General features: G+C 67.1%; 19 protein-coding genes and 1 tRNA gene. 14 read left to right on the forward strand and 6 right to left on the reverse strand.

Going from position 1 to position 26,589, the window contains the following annotated elements; translation table 11 throughout:
* The first annotated feature begins 41 nt into the window (after positions 1-41).
* A complete protein-coding gene (locus JHD82_RS05475) occupies positions 42-1,052 on the forward strand; it encodes a P1 family peptidase (RefSeq protein ID WP_199135653.1) in 1,011 nt (336 codons plus the stop codon).
* Between the two features lie 6 nt (positions 1,053-1,058).
* Here JHD82_RS05475 and JHD82_RS05480 read toward each other — a convergent pair whose 3' ends face one another.
* From JHD82_RS05480 to ettA, 3 genes are all read right to left on the reverse strand, one after another.
* Positions 1,059-2,204: an FAD-dependent monooxygenase gene (locus JHD82_RS05480; protein WP_199135654.1), complete on the reverse strand. Its 1,146-nt coding sequence runs from the start codon at positions 2,202-2,204 to the stop codon at positions 1,059-1,061.
* Positions 2,205-2,371: 167 nt separating this feature from the next.
* Entirely contained in the window at positions 2,372-4,993 is a 2,622-nt protein-coding gene (locus JHD82_RS05485) for a DUF1631 family protein (RefSeq protein ID WP_199135655.1), read from the reverse strand.
* A 60-nt stretch (positions 4,994-5,053) separates the two neighbouring features.
* Complete coding sequence (ettA, locus tag JHD82_RS05490; RefSeq protein ID WP_012204751.1) at positions 5,054-6,715, reverse strand: energy-dependent translational throttle protein EttA; 1,662 nt, start codon at positions 6,713-6,715, stop codon at positions 5,054-5,056.
* Between the two features lie 267 nt (positions 6,716-6,982).
* Between ettA and JHD82_RS05495 the strand changes: the two genes are divergently transcribed.
* The 11 genes from JHD82_RS05495 to JHD82_RS05545 all read left to right on the forward strand — a co-directional run bounded on the left by JHD82_RS05495 (position 6,983) and on the right by JHD82_RS05545 (position 19,128).
* On the forward strand, positions 6,983-8,782 hold the full coding sequence (locus tag JHD82_RS05495) for a DEAD/DEAH box helicase (RefSeq protein ID WP_199135656.1): 1,800 nt from the start codon (positions 6,983-6,985) through the stop codon (positions 8,780-8,782).
* 241 nt (positions 8,783-9,023) lie between these two features.
* Positions 9,024-10,781, forward strand: coding sequence for a M14 family metallocarboxypeptidase (locus JHD82_RS05500; RefSeq protein WP_088165233.1), 1,758 nt, complete (start codon positions 9,024-9,026; stop codon positions 10,779-10,781).
* Between the two features lie 85 nt (positions 10,782-10,866).
* Positions 10,867-10,943: transfer RNA gene (locus JHD82_RS05505), tRNA-Arg, on the forward strand.
* Positions 10,944-11,239: 296 nt separating this feature from the next.
* Positions 11,240-11,599: a DUF2946 domain-containing protein gene (locus JHD82_RS05510; RefSeq protein ID WP_199135657.1), complete on the forward strand. Its 360-nt coding sequence runs from the start codon at positions 11,240-11,242 to the stop codon at positions 11,597-11,599.
* Positions 11,600-11,982: 383 nt separating this feature from the next.
* Positions 11,983-14,043 (forward strand): TonB-dependent receptor, encoded by a 2,061-nt coding sequence (locus JHD82_RS05515; protein WP_199135658.1) that lies wholly within the window; start codon positions 11,983-11,985, stop codon positions 14,041-14,043.
* Between the two features lie 88 nt (positions 14,044-14,131).
* Complete coding sequence (locus tag JHD82_RS05520) at positions 14,132-14,599, forward strand: copper chaperone PCu(A)C (RefSeq protein ID WP_013803107.1); 468 nt, start codon at positions 14,132-14,134, stop codon at positions 14,597-14,599.
* 10 nt (positions 14,600-14,609) lie between these two features.
* Complete coding sequence (locus tag JHD82_RS05525; protein WP_199135659.1) at positions 14,610-15,095, forward strand: DUF2946 family protein; 486 nt, start codon at positions 14,610-14,612, stop codon at positions 15,093-15,095.
* 149 nt (positions 15,096-15,244) lie between these two features.
* Positions 15,245-16,192 carry an MbnP family copper-binding protein gene (locus JHD82_RS05530; RefSeq protein ID WP_199135660.1) on the forward strand — a complete coding sequence of 316 codons (948 nt, stop codon included), beginning with the start codon at positions 15,245-15,247 and terminating at the stop codon, positions 16,190-16,192.
* Entirely contained in the window at positions 16,192-17,391 is a 1,200-nt protein-coding gene (locus JHD82_RS05535; protein WP_012204740.1) for a methanobactin export MATE transporter MbnM, read from the forward strand. The genes JHD82_RS05530 and JHD82_RS05535 overlap by 1 nt, the downstream gene beginning before the upstream one ends.
* Before the next feature lies 1 nt (position 17,392).
* Positions 17,393-18,631, forward strand: coding sequence for a hypothetical protein (locus JHD82_RS05540; RefSeq protein ID WP_199135661.1), 1,239 nt, complete (start codon positions 17,393-17,395; stop codon positions 18,629-18,631).
* Positions 18,628-19,128 carry a copper chaperone PCu(A)C gene (locus JHD82_RS05545; RefSeq protein ID WP_199135662.1) on the forward strand — a complete coding sequence of 167 codons (501 nt, stop codon included), beginning with the start codon at positions 18,628-18,630 and terminating at the stop codon, positions 19,126-19,128. Before JHD82_RS05540 ends, JHD82_RS05545 begins: the two co-directional genes overlap by 4 nt.
* Positions 19,129-19,211: 83 nt before the next feature.
* On the opposite strand, the gene JHD82_RS05550 is transcribed toward JHD82_RS05545, so the two are convergent.
* A complete protein-coding gene (locus tag JHD82_RS05550) occupies positions 19,212-20,114 on the reverse strand; it encodes a LysR family transcriptional regulator (RefSeq protein WP_097202785.1) in 903 nt (300 codons plus the stop codon).
* A gap of 132 nt (positions 20,115-20,246) precedes the next feature.
* Between JHD82_RS05550 and ycaC the strand changes: the two genes are divergently transcribed.
* Together ycaC and JHD82_RS05560 are read left to right on the forward strand one after the other, a co-directional pair.
* Positions 20,247-20,873: an isochorismate family cysteine hydrolase YcaC gene (gene ycaC / locus JHD82_RS05555; RefSeq protein ID WP_016445411.1), complete on the forward strand. Its 627-nt coding sequence runs from the start codon at positions 20,247-20,249 to the stop codon at positions 20,871-20,873.
* Between the two features lie 10 nt (positions 20,874-20,883).
* Entirely contained in the window at positions 20,884-21,573 is a 690-nt protein-coding gene (locus JHD82_RS05560) for a hydrolase (protein ID WP_199135663.1), read from the forward strand.
* Positions 21,574-21,678: 105 nt separating this feature from the next.
* Here JHD82_RS05560 and JHD82_RS05565 read toward each other — a convergent pair whose 3' ends face one another.
* Both JHD82_RS05565 and JHD82_RS05570 read right to left on the reverse strand, forming a co-directional pair.
* Positions 21,679-22,092, reverse strand: a complete 414-nt coding sequence (locus JHD82_RS05565) for a type IV pilin protein (RefSeq protein WP_185070527.1) — start codon at positions 22,090-22,092, stop codon at positions 21,679-21,681.
* Between the two features lie 95 nt (positions 22,093-22,187).
* On the reverse strand, positions 22,188-26,498 hold the full coding sequence (locus tag JHD82_RS05570) for a pilus assembly protein (protein ID WP_233174633.1): 4,311 nt from the start codon (positions 26,496-26,498) through the stop codon (positions 22,188-22,190).
* Positions 26,499-26,589: the final 91 nt, after the last annotated feature.

The following is a 26,589-nucleotide window of genomic DNA, read 5'->3' on the forward strand; positions in this document are numbered from 1 at the left end:
GGCTAAGGTGGAGGCCTGTCCATCACCGAGCAGAGCAGCGCATGCCAAGCACCGACTCAGACCCCGGCTCCATCACCCGCGTACAGGGCATCGAGGTAGGCCACCACACCGATGCCCGCCGCCCCACGGGCTGCACCGTCGTGCTGGCGCGCGGCGGTGCCGTGGGGGGCTGCGATGTGCGTGGCGCCGCCCCCGGCACGCGCGAGACCGACCTGCTGCATCCTTCCAACCTGGTGCAGCAGGTGCATGCCGTCATGCTCTCGGGCGGCAGCGCATGGGGGCTGGACGCGGCCAGCGGCGCCATGCGCTGGCTCGATGAGCAAGGCATAGGGCTGGATGTGGGCGTGGGCCGCGTGCCCATCGTGCCGGCCGCCGTGCTGTTCGACCTGGCGGTGGGCGACAGCCGCATCCGCCCGGGTGCCGATGCCGGCCATGCGGCCTGCCAGGCCGCCAGCGCCGCGCGGCCTGCCGAGGGCAATGTGGGCGCCGGCATGGGCGCCTGCGTGGGCAAGGTCTTCGGCATGGATCGCGCCATGAAGGGCGGCATCGGCACGGCCTCGCTGACCGTGCGCGGCGTCACCGTGGGCGCGCTGATCGCCTGCAATGCCGTGGGCGATGTGGTCGACCCCCACAGCGGCGCCCTGCTGGCCGGCGCGCGCAGCCCCGATGGCCGCCAGCTGCACGACACCTGCCGTGCCCTGCTGCGCGGCGAAGAGCCCCGGCCGCTGCTGGCAGGCACCAACACCACCATCGGCGTGATTGCCACCGATGCACGCATCACCAAGGTCCAGGCCCAGCGCCTGGCCGTGGTATCCCATGACGGCCTGGCACGCGCCATACGCCCCGTGCACACCATGAGCGATGGCGACACATTGTTGGCCCTGGGCACGGGCCTGGCCGAGCACTCGCTGGGCATGCTGACCCTGTCCGCCATGGCCGCCGAGGCCGTGGCCCTGGCCACGGTGCGCGCCGTGCTGGCCGCGCAGTCGCTGACCACGGCCGAAGGGCTGGAGCTGCCCTGTGCCAGGGAGCTGGCCGCCTGCCGGCCCTGACCGGGCTCAGGCCTGCAGCGCAACCGCCCAGGCGTCGTAGCCGTAGACGCCATCGGCATTGCCACCGGCGCGCAGCCAGTTGTTGCCGCGCGAGCCGATCTGGATCTCGCTGGTGCGCTGCATGCGCATGGCCTGGTAGCGCGCCAGGACCTCGGGCACCTGCTGCGGACCCGGGGCAGCATCCAGGTTGCGGGCCAGCACCACGGCATCTTCGATGGCCATGCCTGCGCCCTGGGCCATGAAGGGCATCATCGGGTGGCAGGCATCGCCCAGCAGCGTGATGCGGTCCTGCGACCAGGCCGACAGGGGATCGCGCTCGTACAGCGCGGTCTTGAGCACGCCATCGCAGGCGTCGAGCAGCGCCCGGGCATCGGGATGGAAATCGGCGTAGAAGCCGCGCAACTCCTCGACGCTGCCGGGCGTGGTCCACGATTCCTCGTGCCAGGAATCCTGGGCCGTGGTGGCGAAGATGAAGGTGTCGCGCCCCTGGTTCAGAGGAAAGGTCACGATCTGGCTTTGCGGCGTGGCGCCCCACCATTTGGTGAAGGCCTGGATGTCGGGCACATGGCGCACGCGCTCGGTGGGCACCACCGCGCGGAAGGCCACCACACCCGTGAAGCGCGGGCTCTCGGCGCCGAACAGGGCCGCGCGCACCACGGAGTGGATGCCGTCCGCGCCAATGAGTGCGTCCAGCCCGGCCACTTCGCTGCCATCTGTGAACGCGATGTCCACGCCTTGCCCCGTCTGCGTGATCTGGCTGGCACGCTTGCCCAACTGCACCTGGTCCAGCGGAAAGGCATCGGCCAGCGCGGCCAGCAGATCGGCGCGGTGGATGGTCAACTGCGGGGCGCCGTACTTGCGCTCGGCCTCGTCACCCATGGTCAGGCGCGAGGTTTCCTCGCCCGTGTCCCAGTTGCGGCTGATGCGGTGCGTGGGCCGTGCGGCGCTGGCGCGCACGGCGGCGGCAATGTCGGCGCCCAGGCCATCGAGGGCGCGCACGGCATTGGGCGTGAGGTTGATGTCCGCGCCCACGCGCAGGAACTGCCGGCTTTGCTCGAACACCAATACTTCATGCCCTGCCTGGTGCAGCGCATTGGCTGCCGCCAGTCCGCCAATGCCTGCTCCGACGATGCCTATCCTCAAACGCGCCATGGTTCCTGTCTCCTGCTGGTGGGGTCTATTCGGTGATGCGCCCCGTGATCCGGAGCGCACCGATGCAGGACATTGTCTTTTTGACAGGCCTCAGGCCTCAACCTCCGCAAGGCCCGAATTGGGCACGATTCGTACCCATCGGCGCCGGCGCATGTGCGGCAGGCGCCTCAGTCCACGCGCCGCAGTTGCCCTTGCGCCAGCAGCTTGTCGCGCATGCGGCGCGTCATGGACTGGGTGCTGCCATCGGTGGCTGTGAACAGGAACAGCGTCTGCTGCGGGCTGACCCAGGTCAGCTGGGTGCGGATGCACTGCCGGGCGTTGGACAGTTCCACCCAGGTGCCCAGCGCCCAGTCTTCGGACACCACGGGAGCCACCGGCGGCGGTGGCTCCAGGGGCAGCGCAGGCTCGGCAGGCATCGGGGCGGCTTCGCCACCGGCCAACGCAGCCTGCGCGGTAAGCCCAGCAAGCCCCGTAAGCCCCGCAAAGGCCTGCGGCGCTTGTGCAGCCTGGGTGGCCGGCAGCTCATCCTGCAGTGCCTCGGGCAGTTCCAGGTCCTGCTCGGTCAGCGCGCCGATATCGTCCCCCATCGGCTGCCGCACATCGAGCGGCACCGGCAGGGAGGCTGCCACGCCAAACAACGACTGCGGCAGGCGGGCCGCCAGGGAGCCGGGCGTTGTCTGGCCAAGCGTTGCCGCACCAGTGGAGGAAGACAGGGACGCCAGCACCGAGTCCGACCCGTAGATGGTCGGCGGTATGGAGTCCAGATAAATGTCCACGCTCTCTATGGGCTGGCGGACCACACCGGCATCCAGCGCGTCCTGGTGCAGGCCGGCCAGGCGCGCGGCAAAGGCCTGGATTTCCTCTTCCGTACGCCCCACGCTGCGCAGGCCGGCGCGCAGCCGGGCCTGCAGCCGGGGTGCCAGCGCCACCAGGCGGTCGGTATCGCGGCCCGCGTGCGCCGACACGCTCCACAGCAGGCTGGGCACCAGGGCCAGATAGCCGCCGGGGTCCCGGGCCTCGCTGCCGTCCACGGGCTCCTGAACGCTGGCGATCACTTCGGCCCAAGGTCCCGTGGCGAATTCCAGAATGTCATCGGGCACGCCCTGGGCGCTGGGCAGGCGCCGGATGGCGGCTGCAATCTGCTCGGCCCTGGGCATGGCGGTTTCGGGCCAGCGCGGGTCCACGCCCCGCCTTTCCACATGCCTGAGCGCAGCCGAGACAGGCCCGGTCACCGTGCCGCCTTCCGGCATTTCGCCAGGACCCACGGGCTGCATGCCGCTGCCGCCCCAACCGTCGCGCAGCTGCTGCAGCACCGTGGCAAAGGCCGACGCATCGGCACGCTGCAGGGCCGCCAGCCGCATGGCGGCGGAATCGGCCACCTGCAGGAATTGACTGTAGCCCGGCGCGGATTCACTGTCGAACCACAGGCTGCGCGCCGTCAGCTCATCGAGCAGTTGGCGCGCGGGGTGGCTGCGGTCTTCAAAAAAGCGCGCGTCCTGGACCACCAGCTGCTGCAGCAGCGGCTCCAGACGGCCCACGGTGCGCTGCACGGAAGGCAGCAGGCGCGTGTCGGCCGCCATGAAACGCATCATGCGCTGCAGGGTGTGCAGCGCGGCGCCGTCGTCGGCACGCACGCCGGGTGCGGGCTCCTGCTGCTCGGGCGGCTGCAGCGCCTGCATCAGTTGCTCCAGCTGGGCCGAGTGGTGCTGCACGGACTCCAGCGCCATGCAGCTCAGAGAAGTCCAGCCTTCGGGCAGCGCCGCCAGCACGGTGGGTGCCGTCTCGCTGCCCTGCCAGGCGGTGGTCTGCAGGCGGCTTGCGCCGTCCATGGCCGGCGCAAACTGCCCGGGCACGGAATAGGCGGATGTGTGGGCCAGCGCCAACATGGAAGAAGGCGCCGCAGCGGGCGCCTCGCGGTGCGAATCCATCCAGCGTGGATCGGACAGCAGGGCCGCCACCAGGCGCCGCGTCAGCTCATCTTCCTGGGCCTGCTGGCCAAAGGAGCCATAGGCACGGCTCTGGGCCACGGCATCGCCATAGTGGGAAGGTGCCCGCCAGCGGCTTTGCCCCGGCAGGTCGGAATGGCGGCGCCCCGCCTCGGGCGAAGGGGCCTGTGCCGGCGCCAGGCCATAGGCCGCAGGCTGCACCCCCTTGTCACGCAGGGATTGGGCGATATGGCCGTACTCGGACACCAGCAGCGCACCCAGGTGCTCGCGCATGAAGCCCAGCCAGCAGGCGGCGGAGCCGGGGTCCACCCCGGTGTCGTCGATCACGCGCTGCAGCGCCTGCACATAGCTGTGGGGCCGCAGCGGATTGCGTTCGGGCTGGACACGGTCCAGGCCCTGGACGGCGCTGACCAGGGCATCGAGCTCGGCCAGCGCGATCTCCACCTGCGGCGCCACATGCTGCAGCAGGCGCTGGTGGGCCAGCTGGGACTGCAGCACGGAGTCGTCCAGGAGGGAGAGGGAAGCGAAATCGGTGGTGCCGGGCACACCGGACGCACCGGACATGCCAGGCACAGGGGGCCAGACCGCAGCGCCGCCGGATTGACCAAAGCATTCCAGCAGCGCCCGCCCATAGCCCTTGAGCATGGGCGCCCGGTGGCGGGCCAGCAGCTCCAGTGCCTCGGGGATTTCAGCGCGGCGCGGCAGGCCGGAGCCCGGCTGGTCGGCCTGCTCCATGGCATGCGCCGTGCGCTGCAGCAGCCGCAGGATCAGCGCCTCCGAGCCGCGAACAGCCTGCACCAGGCAGGCTTGCAACGCCGCAACAGAAACGGGTGGAGGATTCATGGCCCGAAGAATACAGGCTCCAGCCCGTGCCGGAGGCGCTTTGAGGCTTGCCTTTGATGCTTACTTCAGTGCCTTGTAGCGCATGCGCTTGGGCTTGGCACCCTCCTCGCCCAGACGCTTTTTCTTATCGGCTTCGTACTCCTGGTAGTTGCCGTCGAAGTACACCCATTGCGAATCGCCTTCGGCGGCCAGAATGTGCGTGGCGATACGGTCGAGGAACCAGCGATCGTGGGAGATCACCAGCACCGTGCCCGCGTACTCCAGCAGCGCATCTTCCAGCGCGCGCAGCGTTTCCACGTCCAGGTCGTTGGAGGGCTCGTCCAGCAGCAGCACGTTGCCGCCCTGGATCAGCGTCTTGGCCAGGTGCAGGCGGCCGCGCTCGCCGCCGGAGAGGTTGCCGACCTTCTTTTGCTGGTCCTGGCCGTTGAAGTTGAAGCGGCCCGCGTAGGCACGCGAAGCCATCTGGAACTTGCCGACATTGATGATGTCCAGCCCGCCCGAGATGTCTTCCCACACCGTCTTGTCGTTGGCCAGCGCGTCACGCGTCTGCTCCACATAGGCCATCTTGACCGTCTGGCCCACGATGACTTCGCCGGAGTCGGCCTGCTCGCGCCCCGCGATCAGCTTGAACAGCGTGGACTTGCCGGCACCGTTGGGGCCGATGATGCCGACGATGGCGCCAGCGGGGATGTTCATGGTCAGGTTGTCGATGAGCACGCGGTCGCCAAAGCTCTTGGTGACGTTGTTGAACTCGATGACCTGGGTGCCCAGGCGCTCGGCCACAGGAATGAAGATTTCCTGGGTTTCGTTGCGCTTTTGGTATTCGAAATCGCTCAGCTCCTCGAAGCGCGCGATACGGGCCTTGGACTTGGTCTGGCGGCCCTTGGCGTTCTGGCGAACCCACTCCAGTTCCTTCTTCAGGGCCTTGGCGCGGGCTTCCTCGCCCTTTTGCTCGGACTCCAGGCGGCTTTGCTTCTGGAACAGCCATTCGGAGTAGTTGCCCTTGTAGGGAATGCCGTGGCCACGGTCCAGTTCCAGAATCCACTCGGCAGCGTTGTCCAGGAAGTAGCGATCGTGGGTGATGGCCACCACGGTGCCGGTGAAGCGGTGCAGGAACTGCTCCAGCCATTCCACGGACTCGGCGTCCAAGTGGTTGGTGGGCTCGTCCAGCAGCAGCATGTCGGGCTTGGACAGCAGCAGCTTGCACAGGGCCACGCGGCGCTTTTCGCCACCGGACAGCTTGCCGATCACGGCATCCCAGGCCGGCAGGCGCAGGGCGTCGGCAGCGATCTCCAGCTGGTGCTCGGAGTCGGTGCCGGCAGCGGCGATCTTGGCTTCGAGCTCGCCTTGCTCGGCGGCCAGCGCGTCGAAGTCGGCGTCGGGCTCGGCATAGGCGGCGTAGATTTCATCGAGGCGCGAACGGGCCGCGTTGACTTCGGCCATGGCCTCTTCCACGGCCTGGCGCACCGTGTGCTCTGGATTGAGCTGAGGCTCCTGCGGCAGATAGCCGATGGACAGGCCCTGCATGGGCAGCGCCTCGCCTTCGAATTCCTTGTCCACCCCGGCCATGATCTTGAGCAGCGAGGACTTGCCAGAGCCGTTCAGACCCAGCACGCCGATCTTGGCGCCCGGGAAAAAGCTGAGAGAGATGTCCTTCAAGATCTGCCGCTTGGGCGGCACGGTCTTGGTGAGGTGGTTCATCGAAAAAACGTATTGAGCCATTCTGGTCCGAGTACTTGAATCGTTGATTTCTGCAAAAACCGGGCAACAAATCGGTTGCACGCCAGCCGTGATTATCGGCGCATGCGACAATACCCTGCGTCACGGGTTCCAGTTGCCCGTGACATCAGCATTCCAGCTGGGGACGATGGACGCTGTTTTCCAGGCTCCCGACATTGAACTACATCCGCCTACGACTGGTCCGGCAACCGCCCTGGTTGCCTCGACAGGCAGATACCCAGCGCCCCGGACGGGCGCATCTTTGATCACATGACATTTGAAGAACTGAATCTGGCTCCCGCCATTCTGAAGGCCGTGCTTGAGGAGGGTTACGAGAACCCGACTCCCATCCAGGCACAGGCCATCCCTGCGGTGCTCGCCGGCCACGACCTGCTGGCAGGTGCCCAGACCGGCACTGGCAAGACCGCTGCCTTCACCCTGCCCATGCTGCAACGCCTCTCGCAAGGCCAGGTGCCGCGCAACAAGTTCGGCGGCAAGGGCATCCGCGCCCTGGTGCTGACGCCCACGCGTGAACTCGCCGCACAGGTCGAGGAATCGGTGCGCAGCTACGCCAAGTACCTGGACATCAACTCCACCGTCATCTTCGGCGGCGTGGGCATGAAGCCCCAGATCGACCGCATCAAGAAGGGCGTGGACATCCTGGTCGCCACGCCGGGCCGCCTGCTGGATCTGCAGCAGCAAGGCTTCATGGACCTGTCCACCGTCGAAGTCCTGGTGCTCGACGAAGCCGACCGCATGCTGGACATGGGCTTCATCCATGACGTCAAGAAGGTGCTGGCCCTGGTGCCCAAGGACAAGCAAAGCCTGCTGTTCTCGGCCACCTTCAGCGACGAGATCCGCGACCTGGCCAACGGTCTGCTGCGCAACCCGCAGTCCATCCAGGTCACGCCCAGCAACACCACGGTCCAGCGTATCACCCAGGTGATCCACCCCGTGGGCCGCGGCAAGAAAAAGCAGGTGCTGCTGCACATCATCAACGAGAACAACTGGAGCCAGGTTCTGGTGTTCACGCGCACCAAGTTCGGCGCCAACAACGTTGCCGAATTCCTGACCAAGAACAACATCAGCGCCATGGCGCTGCACGGCAACAAGAGCCAGAGCGCCCGCACCCAGGCCCTGGCCGGCTTCAAGACCGGCGAGCTGCGCGCCCTGGTCGCCACCGACATCGCTGCACGCGGCATCGATATCGATGAGCTGCCGCACGTCGTGAACTACGAGATCCCCAACGTGTCCGAGGACTACGTGCACCGCATCGGCCGCACGGGCCGTGCCGGTCGCGAAGGCCACGCCGTCAGCCTGGTCTGCATGGACGAGGAAGGCTTCATGATGGACATCGAGCGCTTCACCAAGCAGGAAATCCCTGTGCAGGTGCTCGAAGGCTTCGGCCCGGAAGAAGGCGAAGTGGCCGAACCCATCGCCATGGGCCGCCAGACCATCTGGGGCGGCGCGGGCAAGCCGCCCAGCCGTGACGTCATGCAGGCCGCCGCCAAGGCTGCGCGCCAGGAAATGATGGACCGCATCCGCACCACCAAGGCCACCCAGCCCGACCGTGGCGGCCGCGCAGGCGGCCGTGGTCAGGCTCCCAAGGCCGGCTCGGACGAAGGCCGCTCCGAAGGCAACGCCGGCGGCCAGGGCCGTGGCCGCAACCACGCCGGTGCAAGCGCCAACAACAAGCCGCGCCGCGATCGCTTCGATGGCCCGGGCAATGGCTCCGGCGCCGCCCACCGCCCCAAGGCAGCCCCCCAGAACGCCCCCAGGCGCGGCCCGCGCCCTGACGGCGAAGGCGGCGGCGGTGTCCGTCGCTTCGATGACCAACCCCCGCGCGCTGATGCCCACCTGGGCACGCAGCTGGGCCATGCACGCAGCAGCGGCCCCCGTGGCAGCGCAGGTGGCGGCCAGCCCGATCCGATGCGCACCAGCGTGGACACCATGGCCGAACGCGGCCGCCGTGGCGGCTTCAACCGCGGCGGCAATGGCGGCGGCGGCGGTGGTGGCGGCTTCGGCGGCGGCGGCCGTGGCGGCCCCTCGCGCGGCGGCTACGGTCGCTGACCTGCACCACGGCTCCTTGGCATGCCCTGCGGCAAGCCGAGGAATCCGCCAGCAAAAAAGGGCTGCATCTCTCCGGGGCTGCAGCCCTTTTCACATGGCGCAGATTGCGCATTCAGCCGACAGCGCGCCGCAAGCCTGCATGGCTATCATCCCGATAGCATTGCGGCCTGCGGCGATTGAAGGCCGCGCCCTTTTCCCGGATTTCCAAAGACTCCCCCGACTGGTTCCTCAAGGCCACGCCATGACACTGCAGACCCCACACGCCACCCCCTCCAGCCAGCGCCCCGATTCGGAGCTGCCACAGGACAGGTTGCGGTGGTCGGCCCTGGCGTGCGCAGCCCTGCTTTCCGCCTGCGCCAGCACCCCGCTGCCGCCATGGCCCACCACCTCCAAGCCCCAGGCGCCCGCCCCCGCCCGGCCGGCCCCAGCCACCCCGGTGGTGCCGCAGGCGACCACGCAGCCCATTGCGCCGGCCAACAACCTGGTCCCGCTGCCCTACAACGCGGCCGTGGCTGCGCGCTTTCCCGATCCAGCCACCCGCTACGACACACCGGGCCTGGCGCCGCAGCGCAACCAGTTCACCACGGCCAGCGAACTGTCTTCCTGGCTGAACAGCCAGGCCAGCAAATCCCTGGGCCGCGACACGCGCCTGGGTATCGTGCAGCCCGGCAGCTCGCAGCGCGGCAGCCCCATCCAGGCCCTGGTGGCCACGCGCGCACCCGGCATTCAGCCGTCGGCGCTCTATGACAGTCGCCGTCCCACGGTCATGCTCGTGGCCGGCCAGCACGGCGACGAACCTGCGGGCACGGAGGCCTTGCTCATCATCGCCCGCGAGCTCGCGCCCGGCGGCCTGCTGGAGCCGCTGCTGCAGCAGATCAACGTGATCCTCGTGCCGCGCGCCAACCCCGATGCCGTGGAAGCCGGCACGCGCAATGCAGCCGATGGCACCGACATCGCCCATGACCACCTGCTCCTGAACACGCCCGAGGCCAAGGCCCTGGCCACCCTGGCACGCGACTACCGCCCCGTCGCCGTGGTGGACCTGCAGGAATTCCCCGCCGCCAGCATCTTCCTGCAGAAGTACCAGGCCATACAGCGCTACGACGCCCTGCTGCAGTACTCGGCCACGGCCAACCAGAATGAATTCGTGACCAAGGCTGCGCGCGAGTGGTACACGGCGCCGCTGCGCACCGCGCTGTCGCAGGCCGGGCTGAGCAGCGACTGGTACTACACCACCAGCCAGGATCTGCAGGACAAGTCCATCTCCATGGGCAGCCTGGCGCCCGATTCGCTGCGCAACGTCAGCGGGCTCAAGAACTCGGTGGGCTACCTGGTCAGCAGCCGTGGCTCGGACCTGGGCCGCGCCCACATCCAGCGGCGCGTGCACACCCTGGTCACCGCGTCCACACGCATGCTGCATTCCAGCGCCGAGCGCGCCAAGGACCTCACCCAGGTGCAGGCCTTCGTGGCCCGCGAGACCGCCTCCCTTGCCTGCCATCAGCAACTGGCCGTACTGGCCGAGCAGACCCCCGAGCAGCGCACCCTCACCATGATCCAGCCCGACACGGGCGCCGACCAGCAGGTGCGCGTGGACTGGAACGCTTCGCTGCAGCCGCGCACCACGCTGTCGCGCCCGCGCTCCTGCGGCTACTGGCTGTCCGCCAGCGCCCAGCCCGCCGTGGACAGGCTGCGCCTGTTGGGCCTGCAGGTGCTCAAGGTGGCCGAGCCCGGCCAGCTGCTGGCCGACTCGTACAACGAGGCCCGCTCGGCCACGCCCGCCAGCGGCGCCTATGCGCTCACGCGCGGCGCCGTCGAAGCACCCGTGGGCAGCTACTACCTGACGATGAACCAGCCCATGGCCAATCTTGCCGCTGCGGCGCTGGAGCCCGACACGCCCTACAGCTACCTCGCACGCGGCCTGGTTCCCACGATGACCGACATGGCGCGCGTGATGGCGCCTCCTTCGGTGGTTTTCGAGGAAGAAGACGACGCCGAATGACGGCCAGGGCGCCAGGGCACGCCGCCAAGCCCTGAGCGCCCACCCATTGCGGGTATGATCCGCGCTGGCCCGTCAGCGGCCATACCTGCCCGTAGCTCAACCGGATAGAGCAATTGCCTTCTAAGCAATAGGTCGGGGGTTCGAGTCCCTCCGGGCAGGCCATCCTGGCATCCCAAGAAATCCCAACAAGTCCAAAGAAGTCCAGGAGCCCGCGCTGGTCTCGGGCTTCAGGTACATCCAGCTTCCGACCTCGTCCATCGGCCAGCGATGAAGATGGAGTTCCAGGTGGTAGCCAGCCAGGCAGGCAGGATTGCTGCCGTGCATTGAAAAGCGGGAAAGGCTGTAGCTGCGGGCGATGCGTTGATGGTGCTGGAAGCGTCGCAACAGGGCCGGATCTGCATCCGCCATTGCGCAAGAAGGTTGCTGTCGGTCCGATATCGCCGCCATAATCGCGGGCTATGCACACCCTTCGCACATCGTCATTCTGGAAGCGCCTCGCCCTGGCGTGGTTCCTGCTGACGCTGGGTGTTGCGGGCGCTTCGCCCTTCGTGAACCCCAAGACCATGGAGCTCATCTGCTCCAGCGGCGGAGCCATCACCATGGTGGTTCTTGACGACGATGGCCAGGCCCAGGCGCCAGGTCAGCACACCCTCGACTGCTCGATGTGCCTGGCCCCTGCATTGCCTCTGCCTCCCGTCAGCCTGGCGGTGGCACAACCCCATCCTCTGGCGGCAGCCCTGCATCCGTTTGCAGCGGCCCATATCGCAGCCCTGGTCGGCGCGCCGCTTCCGCCCCGCGGGCCTCCCGCACAGGCCTGATTCCCTCGCATCGATAGCGCGGCTGCCTTGGCCGCGACACCATGGCAAGGCCTTGCGCCACGCCAGTTGCGAGGTCATTTCCTGCCCTGCCCCAAGCCCCCATTGCGCCCGCCTGTGACCAGGCCGTATGTGGCGGCGATGGGCTCAAGGCCCTCCAGATGCCGGCAATGGCTGGCCTGTCTGCATCGGCCGCGCGCAGCCTGGCCAGCAAGGTCGTACCGGCCGAGTCCGCCATGCCCGCGCAGCCCTGCACCGCGCCGCACCCTGCTGTCCCTGTTCGACGGCATGGTCCATAGGGACGCGCAGGGCCAGCATCCCCATCCGCACATCCGGCCCATTGAGCCGATCGCATCCTCCGCACCATCCACCGTCCGCCTCACGTGATGTCTGTCTCCCTCTCCTTCTCGCGCAGCCCCCTGGCCCTGTCCATCACCCTGGCACTGGCCTCGGTGGCCCATGCCCAGGGCCTGGTCGCCCCCCAACCGTTGAGCCAGGACGACTCCGCCCTGACGCTGGGTACCATCAGCATCACCTCCAAGGCCTCCGGCCCGCTGTCCACGCGCAGCGTGTTCAGCTCCGTGGACATCGTGGGCGCGGACATCCTCGAAAACGAACATGTGGACTACAGCTGGGAGCTGCTGTCCAAGGCGCCCGGCGTGCAGGTCACGCAGTTCAAGCAGGGCACGGATGCCGGGCGCTTCTCCTTCCGAGGCTTCAACGGCGAAGGCCGCATCAATGCGGTCAAGCTGCTGATCGATGGCATCCCCAGCAATGACAACGCCGGGGGCATGCCCTTTCTGGACGCGGTCTTCCCGCTGGACATCGAGGCCATCGAGATCGTGCGCGGCACCAATGACGCGCGCTACGGCCTCAACAACATCGCCGGCAATGCCAACGTGATCACCCGCACCGGCGGCAACGAGGGCCGTGCCAGCGTGACCGTGGGCAGCTTCGGGACCAAGGAGTTTCAGGTGTCCAAGGGCATCGAAAGCGGCAACTGGAGCCAGAACTATTTCCTGGCCTGGCGCGATTCGGACGGCTACCGGGACCATGCCGATGCCCGCAAGCTGTCCCTGTCCGGCAAATGGTTCTACACCTCGGACGATGGCCGCTGGCGCACCGGCGTGATCGCGCGCTACTACCGCAACAAGGCGCTGGAGTCGGGCTACCTCAGCTACGAAGAAGCCATCAAGGCGCCGCGCAGCTCCCCGGCCTACGCGGCGGCCGACCGTGGCGAGCGGGAAACCGGCCAGCTCAGCGCCCACCTGGATGGCGAACTGACGCCCGAGCTGTCGCTGTCTGCCAAGGTCTACGCCAACCAGTACGAGAACCAGCGCTGGGTACGCTTCTCGGCAGCGGGATCGCAGCAGGAGCGCTACAACGACGAGCAGCAGCAAGGCGCCATCACCACCCTGACCTGGCGCCCCAAGGTGGCCTGGGCGCATGAATTCACGCTCGAAGGCGGTCTGGACGCCCAGCGGCAAAGCAACCTGGGCCAGCGCTACCGCACCACGGAGCGCGTGCGGACCTCGCAGTTCCGCGACTGGGACTTCGACCTCAATACGCAGGGCGCCTACGTGCAGGCCGTGATCCGCCCCATCGAAGCCCTGCGGATCATCCCGGCGCTGCGCGTCGACAATGTCGATGGCCACTTCATCGACCGCCTGGCCGGCACGCGCGCCCCCGTGCATGACTATGGCCTGATCAAGCAGCCCAAGATCAGCATCGCCTACACCCTGAGCCAGCAGGCCAGCGTCTACGCGAACTGGGGCCGGACCTTCCAGATCGGCTCGGGCATCGACGCCTACCGCACGCAGGATCGCAACCTCAGGCCCTCCATCAATGATGGCTGGGAAGCGGGCGTCAAGTTCTCTCCCCTGCCCTGGCTCAACGGCCGCGTGGCCTACTGGGAGCAGCGCGCCTCGGGCGAGGTGGCCCGGGTGCTGGGCGTGGACGGCCTGCCCGACCCCGGCGGCCTGGGCAACGTGGGCAAGACGCTGCGCAAGGGCTACGACATCCAGATCAACATGAAGCCCCATGCCCGCACCACCGCCTGGATCGCCTACTCCCATCAGGTGGCGCGCATCACCGCGCCCGACCCCAGCGCACCCGCCACCCTGGGCAAGGAAATCGAGAACGTGCCGCACTACCTGGTCTCGGCCGGCGTGGACTGGCAGGCCACGGACCGGCTGAAGCTGTCGGCCTGGGGCAATGCCCAGGGCGACTACTACCTGGAGCGCACCAATACCCAGGGCCGAGCAGGCAAGTTCGCCGTGCTGAACCTGGGCGCCAGCTACCGCCTCTCGGAAACCATGGACCTGGGCCTGCAGGTCAAGAACGTCACCAACCGCAAGTACGTCTACGCCTGGTATGACAGCGGCTCCTCGGGCTACTCGCCCGCCGACGGGCGCGGCGTCTATGCCAGCATGAACCTGCGCTTCTGATGGACACCCTCCAGCCGTCCACCGCACCAGTCACGTACCAGGCACGCACCAGGCACACACGACATTTTTGCCAACGAAGGAGAACCCCATGAAACGCCACGTCCGTTTGCTTGCCCTCGCCGCCGCCATGATCAGCGGATTCGCCAATGCCCAGGTCAGCGTCAGTGATGCCTGGGTGCGCGCCACCGTGCCGCAGCAAAAGGCCACCGGCGCGTTCCTGAAACTGCAGGCCGCACAGGACAGCAAGCTCGTCGCAGCGACTTCGCCCCTGACGCCGGTCGTCGAAGTCCATGAGATGGCCATGCAGGACAACGTGATGAAGATGCGCCAGGTGCCGTCCATCGCGCTGCCGGCAGGCAAGACCGTGGAACTCAAGCCCGGCGGCTACCACGTGATGCTGCTGGACCTCAAGCAGCAGGTGCAGGAAGGCCAGACCGTGCCGCTGACCCTCATCATCGAAGGCAAGGACGGCAAGCGTGAATCCGTGCAGGTGCAGGCACCCGTACGCCCGCTGGCCACCAAGGCGGCGCCCTCGGGCCACGATCACAAGCACTGACACAGGGCCCATGCGCTGCACCAGCCTCCGCATCAAGCGCCTGGTGGCCTTCGGGCCACCCGACTGGCCGTGGGCGTTGCCGGGCGCACGACAGCGGCGCGACCAGGGTCGGCGCTTTGCCGCCTGGATGGCTGCGGCGCTGCTGTTCGCCTTTGTGCACCCTGCCCTGGCGATGGTGCTGGCATCGGGCCAGGGCAGTGGCGACCCGCTGGCGCGGCTGGCCATGGAAGTCTGCACGCCCCTGGGCCTGCAGCAGGCGCAACCGGTGTCTGCTGCAGGCGAGCCCGAAGCCGATGGTCAAACCACGGCCGCTGGCCAGGCGCATTGCCCCCTGTGCCGGGTCGTGGGCGATGCACCTCCTGATTTGTCCCGCGCGGACCTGCGCTTTGCCGCGCCGCCGCCTCCCACCCCGCTGCCGCCCCAGGCCCTGCGCCCGCGGGACACCGTGCTGCGCGTGGTGCTGAGCACTCCCCCCAGGGCGCCTCCCCTTTCCTGAAGCCCGAAAGGGCCGCACGGGCGGCATGCCGTCGCCCATTCCCGAATTCCTCTTCCATGCCAAGCCGCGACCCGTGTCGCAGCCTGCAGGGTTACCCACGCCTGCGCGCCGCCATGGCCCCAGCGCAGGCACCAAGAAACCGTTTACCCATGCGTACCACTTACTTTGACAACTCCCGCTTTCCCCTCGCCCTGATCGCCACCGCGCTGCCGCTGCTGCTGGCCGCCTGCGGTGGCGGCGGAGGCGGTGACAACGGCCAGCCCACCACGCCCACCACACCCACAGGCCCCCAGGCCGTGGCCATCGAGTTCGCCGCCAAGGCCGGCAACCTGCCCGCCAAATGCGGCACGCCCATCGCCGGCATGGGAACCACCCAGGCCACGGTGGACCTGCATGACCTGCGCTTTTACGTCAGCGGCGTCTCGCTGATCAATGACAAGGGCGAGGCCGTGGCCGTCACCCTGGACGTCAACGACTGGCAGACCAAGGAGGTGACGCTGATCGACCTGGAGGACGGCACCGGCGCATGCGCCGACGCAGGCACGCAGGCGCAGAACACGCAGGTCAGGGGCACGGTGCCCGCAGGCACGTACAAGGGCATCAGGATGACCGTGGGCGTGCCCTCCTCGGTCAACCATACCGACTATGCCGTCGCGCCCAAGCCGCTCGATGTGCAGGCCCTGGCCTGGTCCTGGCAGGCCGGCCGCAAGTTCGCCCAGATCGAGGTCAACCCCGTGGGCGGCGTGGCCCGCCCCGCGCCGGCCGCCCCCGGCAAGACGTTTTACGTGCACCTGGGCTCCACCGGCTGCACGGGCAACCCCGTGACCGGCGAGACGGTCAGCTGCGCGCGTGCGGACCGCATGGATTTCGGGTTCGGCGATTTCAATGCCGGCACCCAGAAGGTGGTGCTGGACATTGCGCAGCTGCTGCAGGGCTCGAACATCAAGGAAGACCTGGGCGGCGCCGCCGGCTGCATGTCCGGGGCCACCGATCCGGAGTGCGTGCCCATCTTCAGCGCACTCAAGATCGATCTGACCACGGGCCGCTCCATCAATGAAGGCAGCGGCCAGACCGTGTTCCGTACCGAGGCCAAGTAATGCACAAGCCCCATTCGCTTCGGCGGGTGGCGGCATGGACCGCCGCCCTGTGCGGCCTTGCCGGGGCCATCGCCCTGGCGGGCTGCGGGGGCGGCGACACCGCCGTCCACGATGACTCCGGCAGCAGCACGGGCTGGTCCTGGGTGCTGCCCTCCTTTTTCCCCACGCCCAAGGTGCCCGACTCCAACCCCATGACGGCGGAGAAGGCCGAGCTCGGCCGCTTTCTGTTCTACGACAGGCGCCTGTCGGGCAATGGCACGCAGGCCTGCGCGAGCTGCCACATACAGTCCAAGGCCTTCACCGATGGCCTGACGACATCACTGGGCTCCACGGGGCACGCACATCCGCGCAACGCCCAGAGTCTGGCCAACGTGGTCTACAACGCCACGCTGACCTGGGCCAACCCCTCGCTGGTCACGCTTGAAAAGCAGATGGAGACGCCGCTGTTCGGCACGGACCCGGTGGAGATGGGCGTCAACGACAACAACAAGGAGGAAATCCTCGCGCGGCTGGCTGCCGACACCGGCTACGGCCCGCGCTTCGCCAGGGCCTACCCGGGCCAGGCAGCGCCCATCACCTGGGGCAATGTGATCCACGCCATCTCGGCATTCCAGCGCACCATTCTTTCGGGCAACAGCAAATATGACCAGTACCTCAAGGGCAGCACGGCACTGAACCCGGCCGAGCAGCGCGGCATGAACCTGTTCTTCGGCGAAAAGGCCGAATGCTTCCACTGCCACAGCAGCTTCAACTTCAACGACCAGATCGTGCACGCGGGCAGCCGCATCGTCGAGACCCCGTTCCACAACACGGGTCTCTACAACATCGGCGGCACCGGCGCCTTCCCCGAGCCCAACCGGGGCGTCTACGAACTGACCCAGCTCTTCAAGGACATGGGCAAGTTCCGCGCGCCCAGCCTGCGCAATGTGGAGGTCACCGGCCCCTACATGCATGACGGCAGCATCGCGACGCTGGAGGAAGTGCTGCAGTTCTATGCGGCCGGGGGCCGCAACATCACATCCGGCCCGCATGCCGGCGACGGTCGCGCCAACCCCAACAAGAACGACTTCATCAACCAGATCGCACTGACGGCCGACGACCGCGCCGACCTGCTGGCCTTTCTCAAAACCCTCACGGACCATGAGCTGCTCACCAACCCCAGGCTCGCCGATCCCTTTGCACGGCAGGCAGGCCAATAGCATGCAACGCACCTTCCTCGCGCAATGCACACCGCTGGCAGCGGCCATCGCCGTCGTCATCGCCTTGGCGGCAGGCAGCGCCGCCGCGCACACCCTGGATGACGGCATACCGCAGACCAACGGCCTGCGCATCGACATGGCTGCGGTGGCCGCCTATCTCCATGGCGATTCCACCTTGCCGGCGCCCAGGCTGGCCGGCACGCTGGGCCTGGGCGACACGCCTGACGACCAGCGCGGCTGGCGGCTGGAGCATGGCACCCTGGGCGCCGGCCTGCGCGTATCTCCCCAACTGGGGGCCAACATCGTGATGGGCTGGCACGACAGCGACCCAGCCCACGTGGAGGCCGCCTGGATGGAGGCGCGCAGCGGCTCAGACGCCGAGCTGACCCTGGGCGCAGGCCGCAACCGCGTGCCCATGGGACAGGTGCTCACGCGTGCCGGGCACTTCGACCGCTACGGCCAGATGCCGCTGGCCAAGCGGGCGGCCTTCAACGGCGACTGGATCGAGGATGGCGTCAACGCCGCCTGGCGTCCCCACCTGCAAGGCGCCATGTCCTGGCTGCAGGGCATTGACCTGGGGCTTTGGCGCGCCCGGCGCTTTCCCGGCAGCGACAACGCCGCCTGGGCGCCCGTCGTGCATGCCAGCGCCGCCTGGACCTCGGTGGAGGCAGACGTCTTCTACAGCCGGATGCAGCCCAAGGGCCGCGGCGCCTATGTACAGCGCTCCAACAGCGGCCACATCCATACGGCGCCACAGTGCAACGCCAGCCTGCGCGACATCACCTGCTTCGACGGCACCGTGGACCTGGCCGGGGCCAGCGCTACCTGGACCACGCCGCTGCAGGGCGTCAAGCTCACCGCAGCAGGCATCTGGCGGCGCGAAAGCGGAAACCTCTATTCCCAGAACGGCGACACCAGCTACCAGGGCCGCACGCTGGGCGGCTGGCTGGAGGTGCTCTGGCAGCCGCGCGCACGCTGGGAATTCGGCGCCCGCCAGGAATGGCTCAGAAGCACCAATCGCGTCAGCGGGCCGGGCGCCCTGCTGGTGGCCACGGACGCCAACCTGCTGCCCAACAACCCATCGCGCCGCTTCACGGCCATGGCCGGCTGGCGCCCTGTCAAAAGCGTTCTGATCGCGCTTGAAGCCGGGCGCGAGCACATCGCTGGCAAAGGCCATACGGTGGCAGGCCTGCGGCTGATCTGGACCCCCGATGCCCTGTTGGAAAGGAACTGGAAATGACCACAATGCTTCGCCGCCCGGCGCTTGGAATGCTGCTGGGCATGGGCTGTGCCCTGACACTGCCGCTGACGGCACGGGCCCATGACTTCCGGGCGGGAGACCTGGTCATAGACCACCCCTACGCCACGCCCTCCATCGCCGGCTCCAGCAACGGGGCGGCGTATTTGCGGGGGATCAGGAACAAGGGAAAGAACGCCGACCGGCTCATCGGGGCCAGCACGCCAGCGGCCGCACGCGTGGAACTGCATGAGATGAAGATGGAGGGCGACATCATGCGCATGCGCGAAGTGCCCTTCATCGAACTACCCGCAGGCCAGGAGGTGCAGTTGCGCCATGGCCAGTCACACCACCTCATGCTGATCGATCTCAAGCAGCCCCTGCGCGAGGGTGATCGCTTCGATCTGACGCTGCAGTTCGAAAAGGCTGGCGAATACAAGGTCAAGGTCTGGGTGCAGCAACCCAAGCGCATGCCATCCGGACACCAACACCCGCATTGAACGGACATGCGAAGAGCCGTGCCCCACAAGGCGAGATGCAGCCATGAACTGCTGCAATCGCCACCATGGGGCCTGCCGGCAGCTCAGTCTTCGTCCAGCGCCTCAAACCGCTCTGCCAGGAAATCCAGCAGCGCCCGCACGGCCGGCAGCAGCCCGCGCCGTGAGGCGAACACCGCATGGATGATCTCGCGCCGTGGCGCCCAGCCCGGGATGACGTGGACCAGTTCACCGCGCGCGATCTGCTCGCGCACCATCATCGAGGGCAGTTGCACCACGCCCACCCCCGCCAAGGCCGCCGCGCGCAGCGCCAGCATGCCGCGCGTGACCAGGCGCGGCCGGTGGCGGATGGCCGCCTGCGTGCCGTCCGGGCCGATCAGGTGCCACACATGCTCGTGCTGCGGCAGGCCCAGGTCCATGCTCGGCAGGCCTGCCAGATCGGCGGGCACCTGGGGGATGCCGCCTGTCAGCAGCTGCGGGCAGGCCACCAGGCATTGCCCGCGCTCGGCGAGCATGCGCATCACCAGGTCGCTGTCTTCCAGCGGCGGCGGGCGCACGCGGATGGCAACGTCGATTCCTTCGCCCACCACGTCCACGCGGCGGTTGGTTTCCTCGAGGTGGATCTCCACGCGCGGATACGCGGCCATGAAGGCCGCCAGCATGTCGGCGATGCGCGCATCGAGCAGCGCCACCGGGCAGGTCATGCGCACGATGCCGCGCGGCTCGGCGTGGGTCAGCGCGATGGCCTCGTCGGCGGCGTCGGCTTCCACCAGCATCGCCTTGCAGTGGCCGTAGTAGGTCTGGCCGATCTCGGTGACGGCAAATCGCCGCGTGGAGCGCTGGATCAGGCGCGTGCCGAGACGCTCCTCAAGCTGCGCGATGCGCCGGCTCAGCTTGGATTTGGGCATCCCCAGCGCGCGGCCCGCGGGCGCAAAGCCGCCGTGGTCCACCACCTGCACGTAGTAGTAGAGGTCGTTCAGGTCTTTCATTGCACACCGCCTTCATCGTTCCTCAGATAGGACTCTGATGGCAAATATTAACGGCTACCGCGTTCATCGTTCGAATCCTATTCTCTATCCGTCAGCCAAGACCTTTGTCTGGGCGACCCAAGGAGATTCACCATGACCAAGCCCTACGTCCGCCTGGACAAGGACAACGCCGCCGTGCTGCTGGTAGACCACCAGACCGGCCTGCTATCCCTTGTACGCGACATCGACCCGGACAAGTTCAAGAACAACGTGCTGGCGCTGGCCGACATCGCCAGCTATTTCAAGCTGCCCACCATCCTGACGACCAGCTTCGAGAACGGTCCCAACGGACCGCTGGTGCCGGAGCTCAAGAGCCAGTTTCCCCAGGCGCCCTACATCGCCCGGCCCGGCAACATCAACGCCTGGGACAACGAGGACTTCGTCAAGGCCGTGAAGGCCACGGGCAAGAAGCAACTCATCATCGCCGGCGTGGTGACCGAGGTGTGCGTGGCCTTCCCCGCACTGTCGGCCATCGAGGAAGGCTTCGACGTCTTCGTGATCACTGACGCCTCCGGCACCTTCAACTCCATCACCCGCGATGCGGCGTGGAATCGCATGTCGCAGGCCGGCGTGCAACTGATGAGCTGGTTCGGCGCTGCCTGCGAACTGCACCGCGACTGGCGCAACGACGTGCAGGGACTGGGCACTCTGTTTTCCAACCACATCCCCGACTACCGCAACCTGATCACGAGCCACACCACGTTCACCCAGGGCAATTGAGGAGAAGACCGTGAGCACACCCCAAACCATCGCCAACTTCAACGGCGCCCGCCCGGTCATCGATCCCGACAATGTGGCGATGCTGCTGATCGACCATCAAAGCGGCCTGTTCCAGACCATCAAGGACATGCCCTTCACCGAGGTGCGTGCCAATGCCACCACACTCGCCAAGGTAGCGACACTGGCGAAGATCCCGGTCATCACCACCGCATCGGTGCCGCAGGGTCCGAACGGCCCCTTGATCCCCGAGATCCACCAGTACGCCCCGCATGCCCGGTACGTTGCGCGCAAGGGCGAGATCAACGCCTGGGACAACCCGGAGTTCGTCGCTGCCGTCAAGGCCACTGGGCGCAGGCAGCTCATCATCGCGGGGACGATCACCAGCGTCTGCATGGCCTTCCCCAGCATCGCCGCAGTGCACGAGGGCTACCAGGTCTTCGCGGTGATCGACGCCTCGGGGACCTACTCGAAAATGGCGCAGGAAATCACGCTGGCGCGCATCGTGCAGGCTGGCGTCGTGCCGATGGACACGGCGGCGGTGTGCTCGGAGGTGCAAAAGACCTGGAACCGTGAGGACGCGTTGCAGTGGGCGCAGGCCTACAGCGCAGTCTTCCCGCCGTACCAGTTGCTGATCGAAAGCTATTCCAGGGCGCAGGAAGTGGCCAGGAACGGTGAGGAACTGGATTCGCAACGCACCTGACTGCGGTAGTACGGCACGGGTACGAGGCCGCTTGCCCAAGGTGTCGGCGGCCATGGTGGAATTTGTGGATGAGGCGCAGGACTGAGGCCCCGGCCCCGGTGGCGCTCAGCGCCAGCAGTCTCCCACCGTTCCCAAGGGCGAGATGCCCTTCACGCCCAGGGCGTTCAGGGTGTAGTCGCCGCAGCGCCTGTCCGATGCCTGGCGGCCGGTGCGCGTGGCCTTGAGCGTGTAGCCGCCGTCATTGGCGGCCGTGGCCATCGTCAGGGTGTAGTGGCCGTTCTCGGACTTGTCCCCCCAGGGCAGTCTGAGGTTGGCGACGGAGCTTGTGTAGCCCCCGTTCTGCGCCCGCCAGCGCTCCTGCCGGGCGGCGGCCTCGCCCAGCAGGCTTTGCGCTTCCACGCGCCGCGATCGCAGCACGTATTCCTGGTAGGAGGGGTAGGCGATCGCCGAAAGGATGGCGACCACCGCCACCGTGATCATCAGCTCGATCAGCGTGAATCCATGTAGCTTGCTGCGCACGCATTTCTCCTCGGGGGCCCGCAGGGCCAGCCAGACGGCCGGGGCCGGCAGGCCCCTGTGTGTAGTGGATGGGTGTGTAGTGGATGGGATGGCGGTCACGGGTTCGCTGGCTGGCGGCGCCAGCTCTGTCGCCCCCGGTCCACTCCACTGTTGATATCGTCGCCCCCGCTCTTGCCTGCGCCTCCTGCCCCGCTTTGCTTTCCGCTGGAGTCGAAGATCTTCGCGCCGCTGATGGTGGGCTTGCCCGGCCCCACCTCGTAGCCGTTGACCTGCTGGCCTGCCAGGTTGTCAGCGGCGTTGAAGATGCCGTCGCCGTTCACATCGAAGGCGACATAGTCGGTCTTGCCCCCGGTGTCGGGATCGATGGCGTAGATCGTGCTGGCCAGGCCTGCGGAGCAGGGGTCGCCCAGCGGTGGCCGGATGGAGGTGAACACCAGTCCCCGCCCGTACAGGCTCATGTCGTAGACCAGTCTTTCTCCATCGCGCGGCAGATCGACGTACCAGCCCCAGCTGTGCACATTGGAGTCGGCGGTGCTGGTGGCGTCCTTGTACCAGGTGACCGGGTTGGCCGACAGGGCGAACTTGCCCGGAAAGCCGCTCACCTGGGTGAACTGCTGGGCCTGCAGATCCCCGCGCCCCTTGCCGGCGGTAGGCAGCGGCTGCGGCGCCGCCGTGGCGGGTGTGCCGTAGCGATCCCAGATACCGAACACCGATTGCCGGCGCATGTCCAGCTTGTCGTCATCCGTCATGAAGCGGCCCGTGCCGAAGGCCACCACATCGCCCTTGCCGCTGGAGTGCCGCACCACGTAGGGTGCGGTGGTGATGGACAGCCGCTTGCCGCCGCTGCGTTCGGACTCGCGTGCCACAAAGAACAGTTGCGCATTCCACGAGCCGCTGGCACCACTGGCCAGGTCCACGCGCCAAACATTGCCCGCAAGATCACCGGCATAGGCCACGTCCACCTTGCCATCGCCGTTGTTGTCCACCACGGCGGCACGCGACAGGCCGTTTTTCGGCGCAGGCAGCGCGTTCAGCTCCGCGGCCGTCATGCCTGCCGCGAAATCAAAGCGCCGGATGACCTCGCCACTGGAGACATCCAGCACAAACAGGCTGGACTCGCCGGAGGTGCTGTTCGACGCCTGGTAGCCATTGGACAGGAATACCACCCACCTGCCCTTGGACCGGCCGGCGTCGTTGAGCCGCGCCACGACAGGCGCGGGCATCGAGTAACCCATGCGTTCGTCCTGTTCAACCCCGAACTCCCACAGCAACCGGGGGGAGGTGGGGTCCGTGACGTCCAGCGCGAAGACCTGCCGCCCGCCCGCGCCCAGGCTGCCGACCAGCACCCTGTGCCAGGCGTTGCCGAAGTAGACATCCGAGACCACGGGCGTCCCGTCCACGAAGTAGCGGTGAGGAGCGCCGCCCGCGCCATACCGGGATGCCAGGACATTGAGCGAATCCTTCACGCCCGATGGAATGAAGGCGAACTCCTCCTTGCCCGATGCCGCGTCGAAGGCGTGCAGCATGCCGTCGTTGGCGCCCACATACAGCATCTCCTTGGCAGCCTGTTTCGCGGCAAAGACGGCATAGGCGGTGCTGCCCTCCAGCTTGTCCGCGGCAGAGGCGCGGTACAGGCCGCCCTTGACCCGCACCAGCGAGGAATTGACGATATCGCCCAGCACATTGGGCTTTCCGCTGGCCAGGGGCTTGCGCACGCGCAAGTCATCGCGCACCTCGCCACGAAGGAACTCGATGCGCTTTTTTGCCTGGCCATCGGCGGAGTTCGTGGCCGGGTCCGTGTTGAGCACGGCCAGCCAGGACGCATCGGAGCGCTGCCCGCTGAGACTGGAGTACGTGAAAGGGCTCAGCGACACGGCACTGCCGGTCCTGCTGGGGTAGTAGATCTTGCGGTCATCGGCGGACCGCGCCGACAGGAGTTCCGCCGCGCTCCAGACCAGCGTTCTGTCGCTGGTGGTGAGCTTCTCGCGGATGACGTCGCCGCTCCAGTACTGGACCTCGAACGTGGTGCGATACAGGTCGGCGCCTTCGCCCAGTGTCGCAGTGGGCATGTCCACGCTGACCGCCGTCACGGAACTGATGCTCTGCAGGATGTCGTTGAACGCCTTGGTCAATTGCTCCTTGAGCGTGCCGGCATTGGTCACCAGAAAATAGTTGTCCGGATCTCCCGTGATCTTGGAGGGGTCGCGGTCCGGCACACCGTACTTGGCGGCATACCACAGCGGTCCCTTCAGGAAGCTGCCCGCGTCGGTCGCATTGCCGGGAGTGAAGCTGCGGGTGGCCGTGAGCCCCAGGTTCGAGCATTCGGTGCGCTGCTGTGCCGAGATGCTGCCCCGGCAGTAGCCCGGATCGCGATTGGGGGGCGTGTTGTAGGCGTAGTAGGCCGAGGCCGTGTCCTTGTCACGCACCTCCAGGTACATGCCGTCCTTGGTGGTGCCCGAGATCACATAGCCCATGTGCTGTCCCAGGCCGCCAGCGGCGTATTCGGACACCATGTCGATCTTCACCGTGCCATCGGCCTGCAGCGCGACCGTGTAGCGCGCGATGGCGTCCATGTCATGGTCGGCGCCCTGCTCCACGTCCTCGTAGTTGATGCGGAACTCCGCATAGGGCCGCCCGCCATTGACCGAGGCATCGATGTCCGCCTTGCCCGTGTTGGCAATGTTGACCACGTAGTAGTCGACGATCTGGTTGGTCGGCGTGAAGACCGCATTGTTCACGGTGCTGCCGCCGGCACTGCCGGAGACGGTCTTGGCAAACGGCGCAATGGTCACAAAGCGTTTGCCGCCGATCGGAAAGCGTATTTCCGGCAGCGGTGACGCAATGGCCACGGAGTAGGTCCTCAACGCATTCTTGCCCTGGCTGTTGCCGAAGATGGCATTCCTGGCGCCGAAACGGGCCACACCGGCGGCATAGTAGGTGCCTTCCTTGCTGGGCTCCTCGGGAGACAGGCCGCGCGCCCAGGACAGGTCTGCAATGGTCTTGACCGAAGGAGCCTGGTCGGCATTGGCCGATGTTGACTGGCCGATGAAGAAGTTCTTCCCGTCTATGCGCTCGGCCGAGCCGATGGCCGCCACCTCGTCAGAGACATTGAAGCCATTGAGGGCGCTGGCGCCGACGCTCGCGTAGCGGCTGCCGGGCAGCTTGCCGTCGTAGGAGGGATTGATGTCGCTGAGCACCGTCATGACGGGACGGGAGCAGTACTGGTAGCCGCCCCCGCCTTCGGCCTTGGCCCTGTAGGGCGTTTCCCAGGCGGGCTTGGACAGGCCCAGGGACGCATCCTTGGAGGAGCCGCCGGCGTAGTCATAGATGTCGAGGGCCTGGGACGCGCCGCCGAAATAGCGCATGGCCTCGAACATCATTTCGCTGATGGGATTGCCCCACATGGCGCACTTCGAAGGCTTGTCCAGCGAACTGATGGGGCCGGACGTGATCCAGCCGCATTCCACGTATTTGCCGCCGGTGTAGCCGATCAGCCGCTGGCGGTCTATGTTGGCGACCACGCCATTGACACCCGTCCTGAACTGGCCCGTCTGAGGGTCGACTTCCTCTGCGAAATTGCTGATATTGCGACGCAGCACGCCGCCGGCGATGTTTTTCTCGTACGAGCCTGTGAGCAGGCCGAAGTACATCTTCCCGTTCTCTCCGAAGTCGTGCAGCAGCCCCGTGGGCTTGTAGATGGTCTTGCCGCCGTTGGGATAGGCCTTGCAGCTGGCCTCGAGCAACTGGACATTGCTGCTGGAGCAGGCCTCCACAAGCAGGTTGTAGTCGGTGATCCTGCTGCTGCCTCGCGCGCACGAATTGCTGCCTGCACAGTTGCTCTGCCCTGCAAAGCCCTCCTGGGACACCCAATCCCAGATCTGGAACGACGAGTCATTGAGCACGCGCAACTGCGTGATGACGCCAGCGGCCTCCCCCAGCGTGGTGACGGCAAACAGATGGCGCGTGCCGGCCGCCGGCTGGCGCAGCGGCGCATAGTCCGAAATGCTGTAGACCCCGAGATCCCGCGCAGGGTCATAGGCCTTGCCCCAGCTGTGCGCATCCCTGGGAATGTAGGCGGTCTGCAAAACGGTGCGCGAAGCCGTGTCCTCCGCACGCATGCCGCCATAAAGCACGCGGCGTATGGCGTCCATGCGCGATGTGGCCAGATAGTTCAGGAAGTCGCCACTCCAGTTGTTCGAGCACTTTTTCCTGTTGCTTCCGGTCGCTGCCTGCGAGGGCACGAAAACACCCTTGGAATAGCTGTAGCAGACGTTGTTGTTGAAGTAGCCGTAGTAGTCGATCTGGTCTGGCTTGTACCCGACATCGATCACACCGTCGCCGTTGAGGTCGGAGGCATCGTTGTAGGCCTCGTAGTACAGCTTGTGGTCACGCCCCATCACCAGCATGTTCAAGGGCGCCAACGCCTGGTTCACGAACAGCGGCATCTGGGACAGCACGGTGTCCGCGCGCCCCTGGGCCTGTCTCTTATACACATCT

The organism is Delftia sp. ASV31 (assembly GCF_016428765.1).
GTDB classification, from domain to species: domain Bacteria; phylum Pseudomonadota; class Gammaproteobacteria; order Burkholderiales; family Burkholderiaceae_C; genus Comamonas; species Comamonas acidovorans.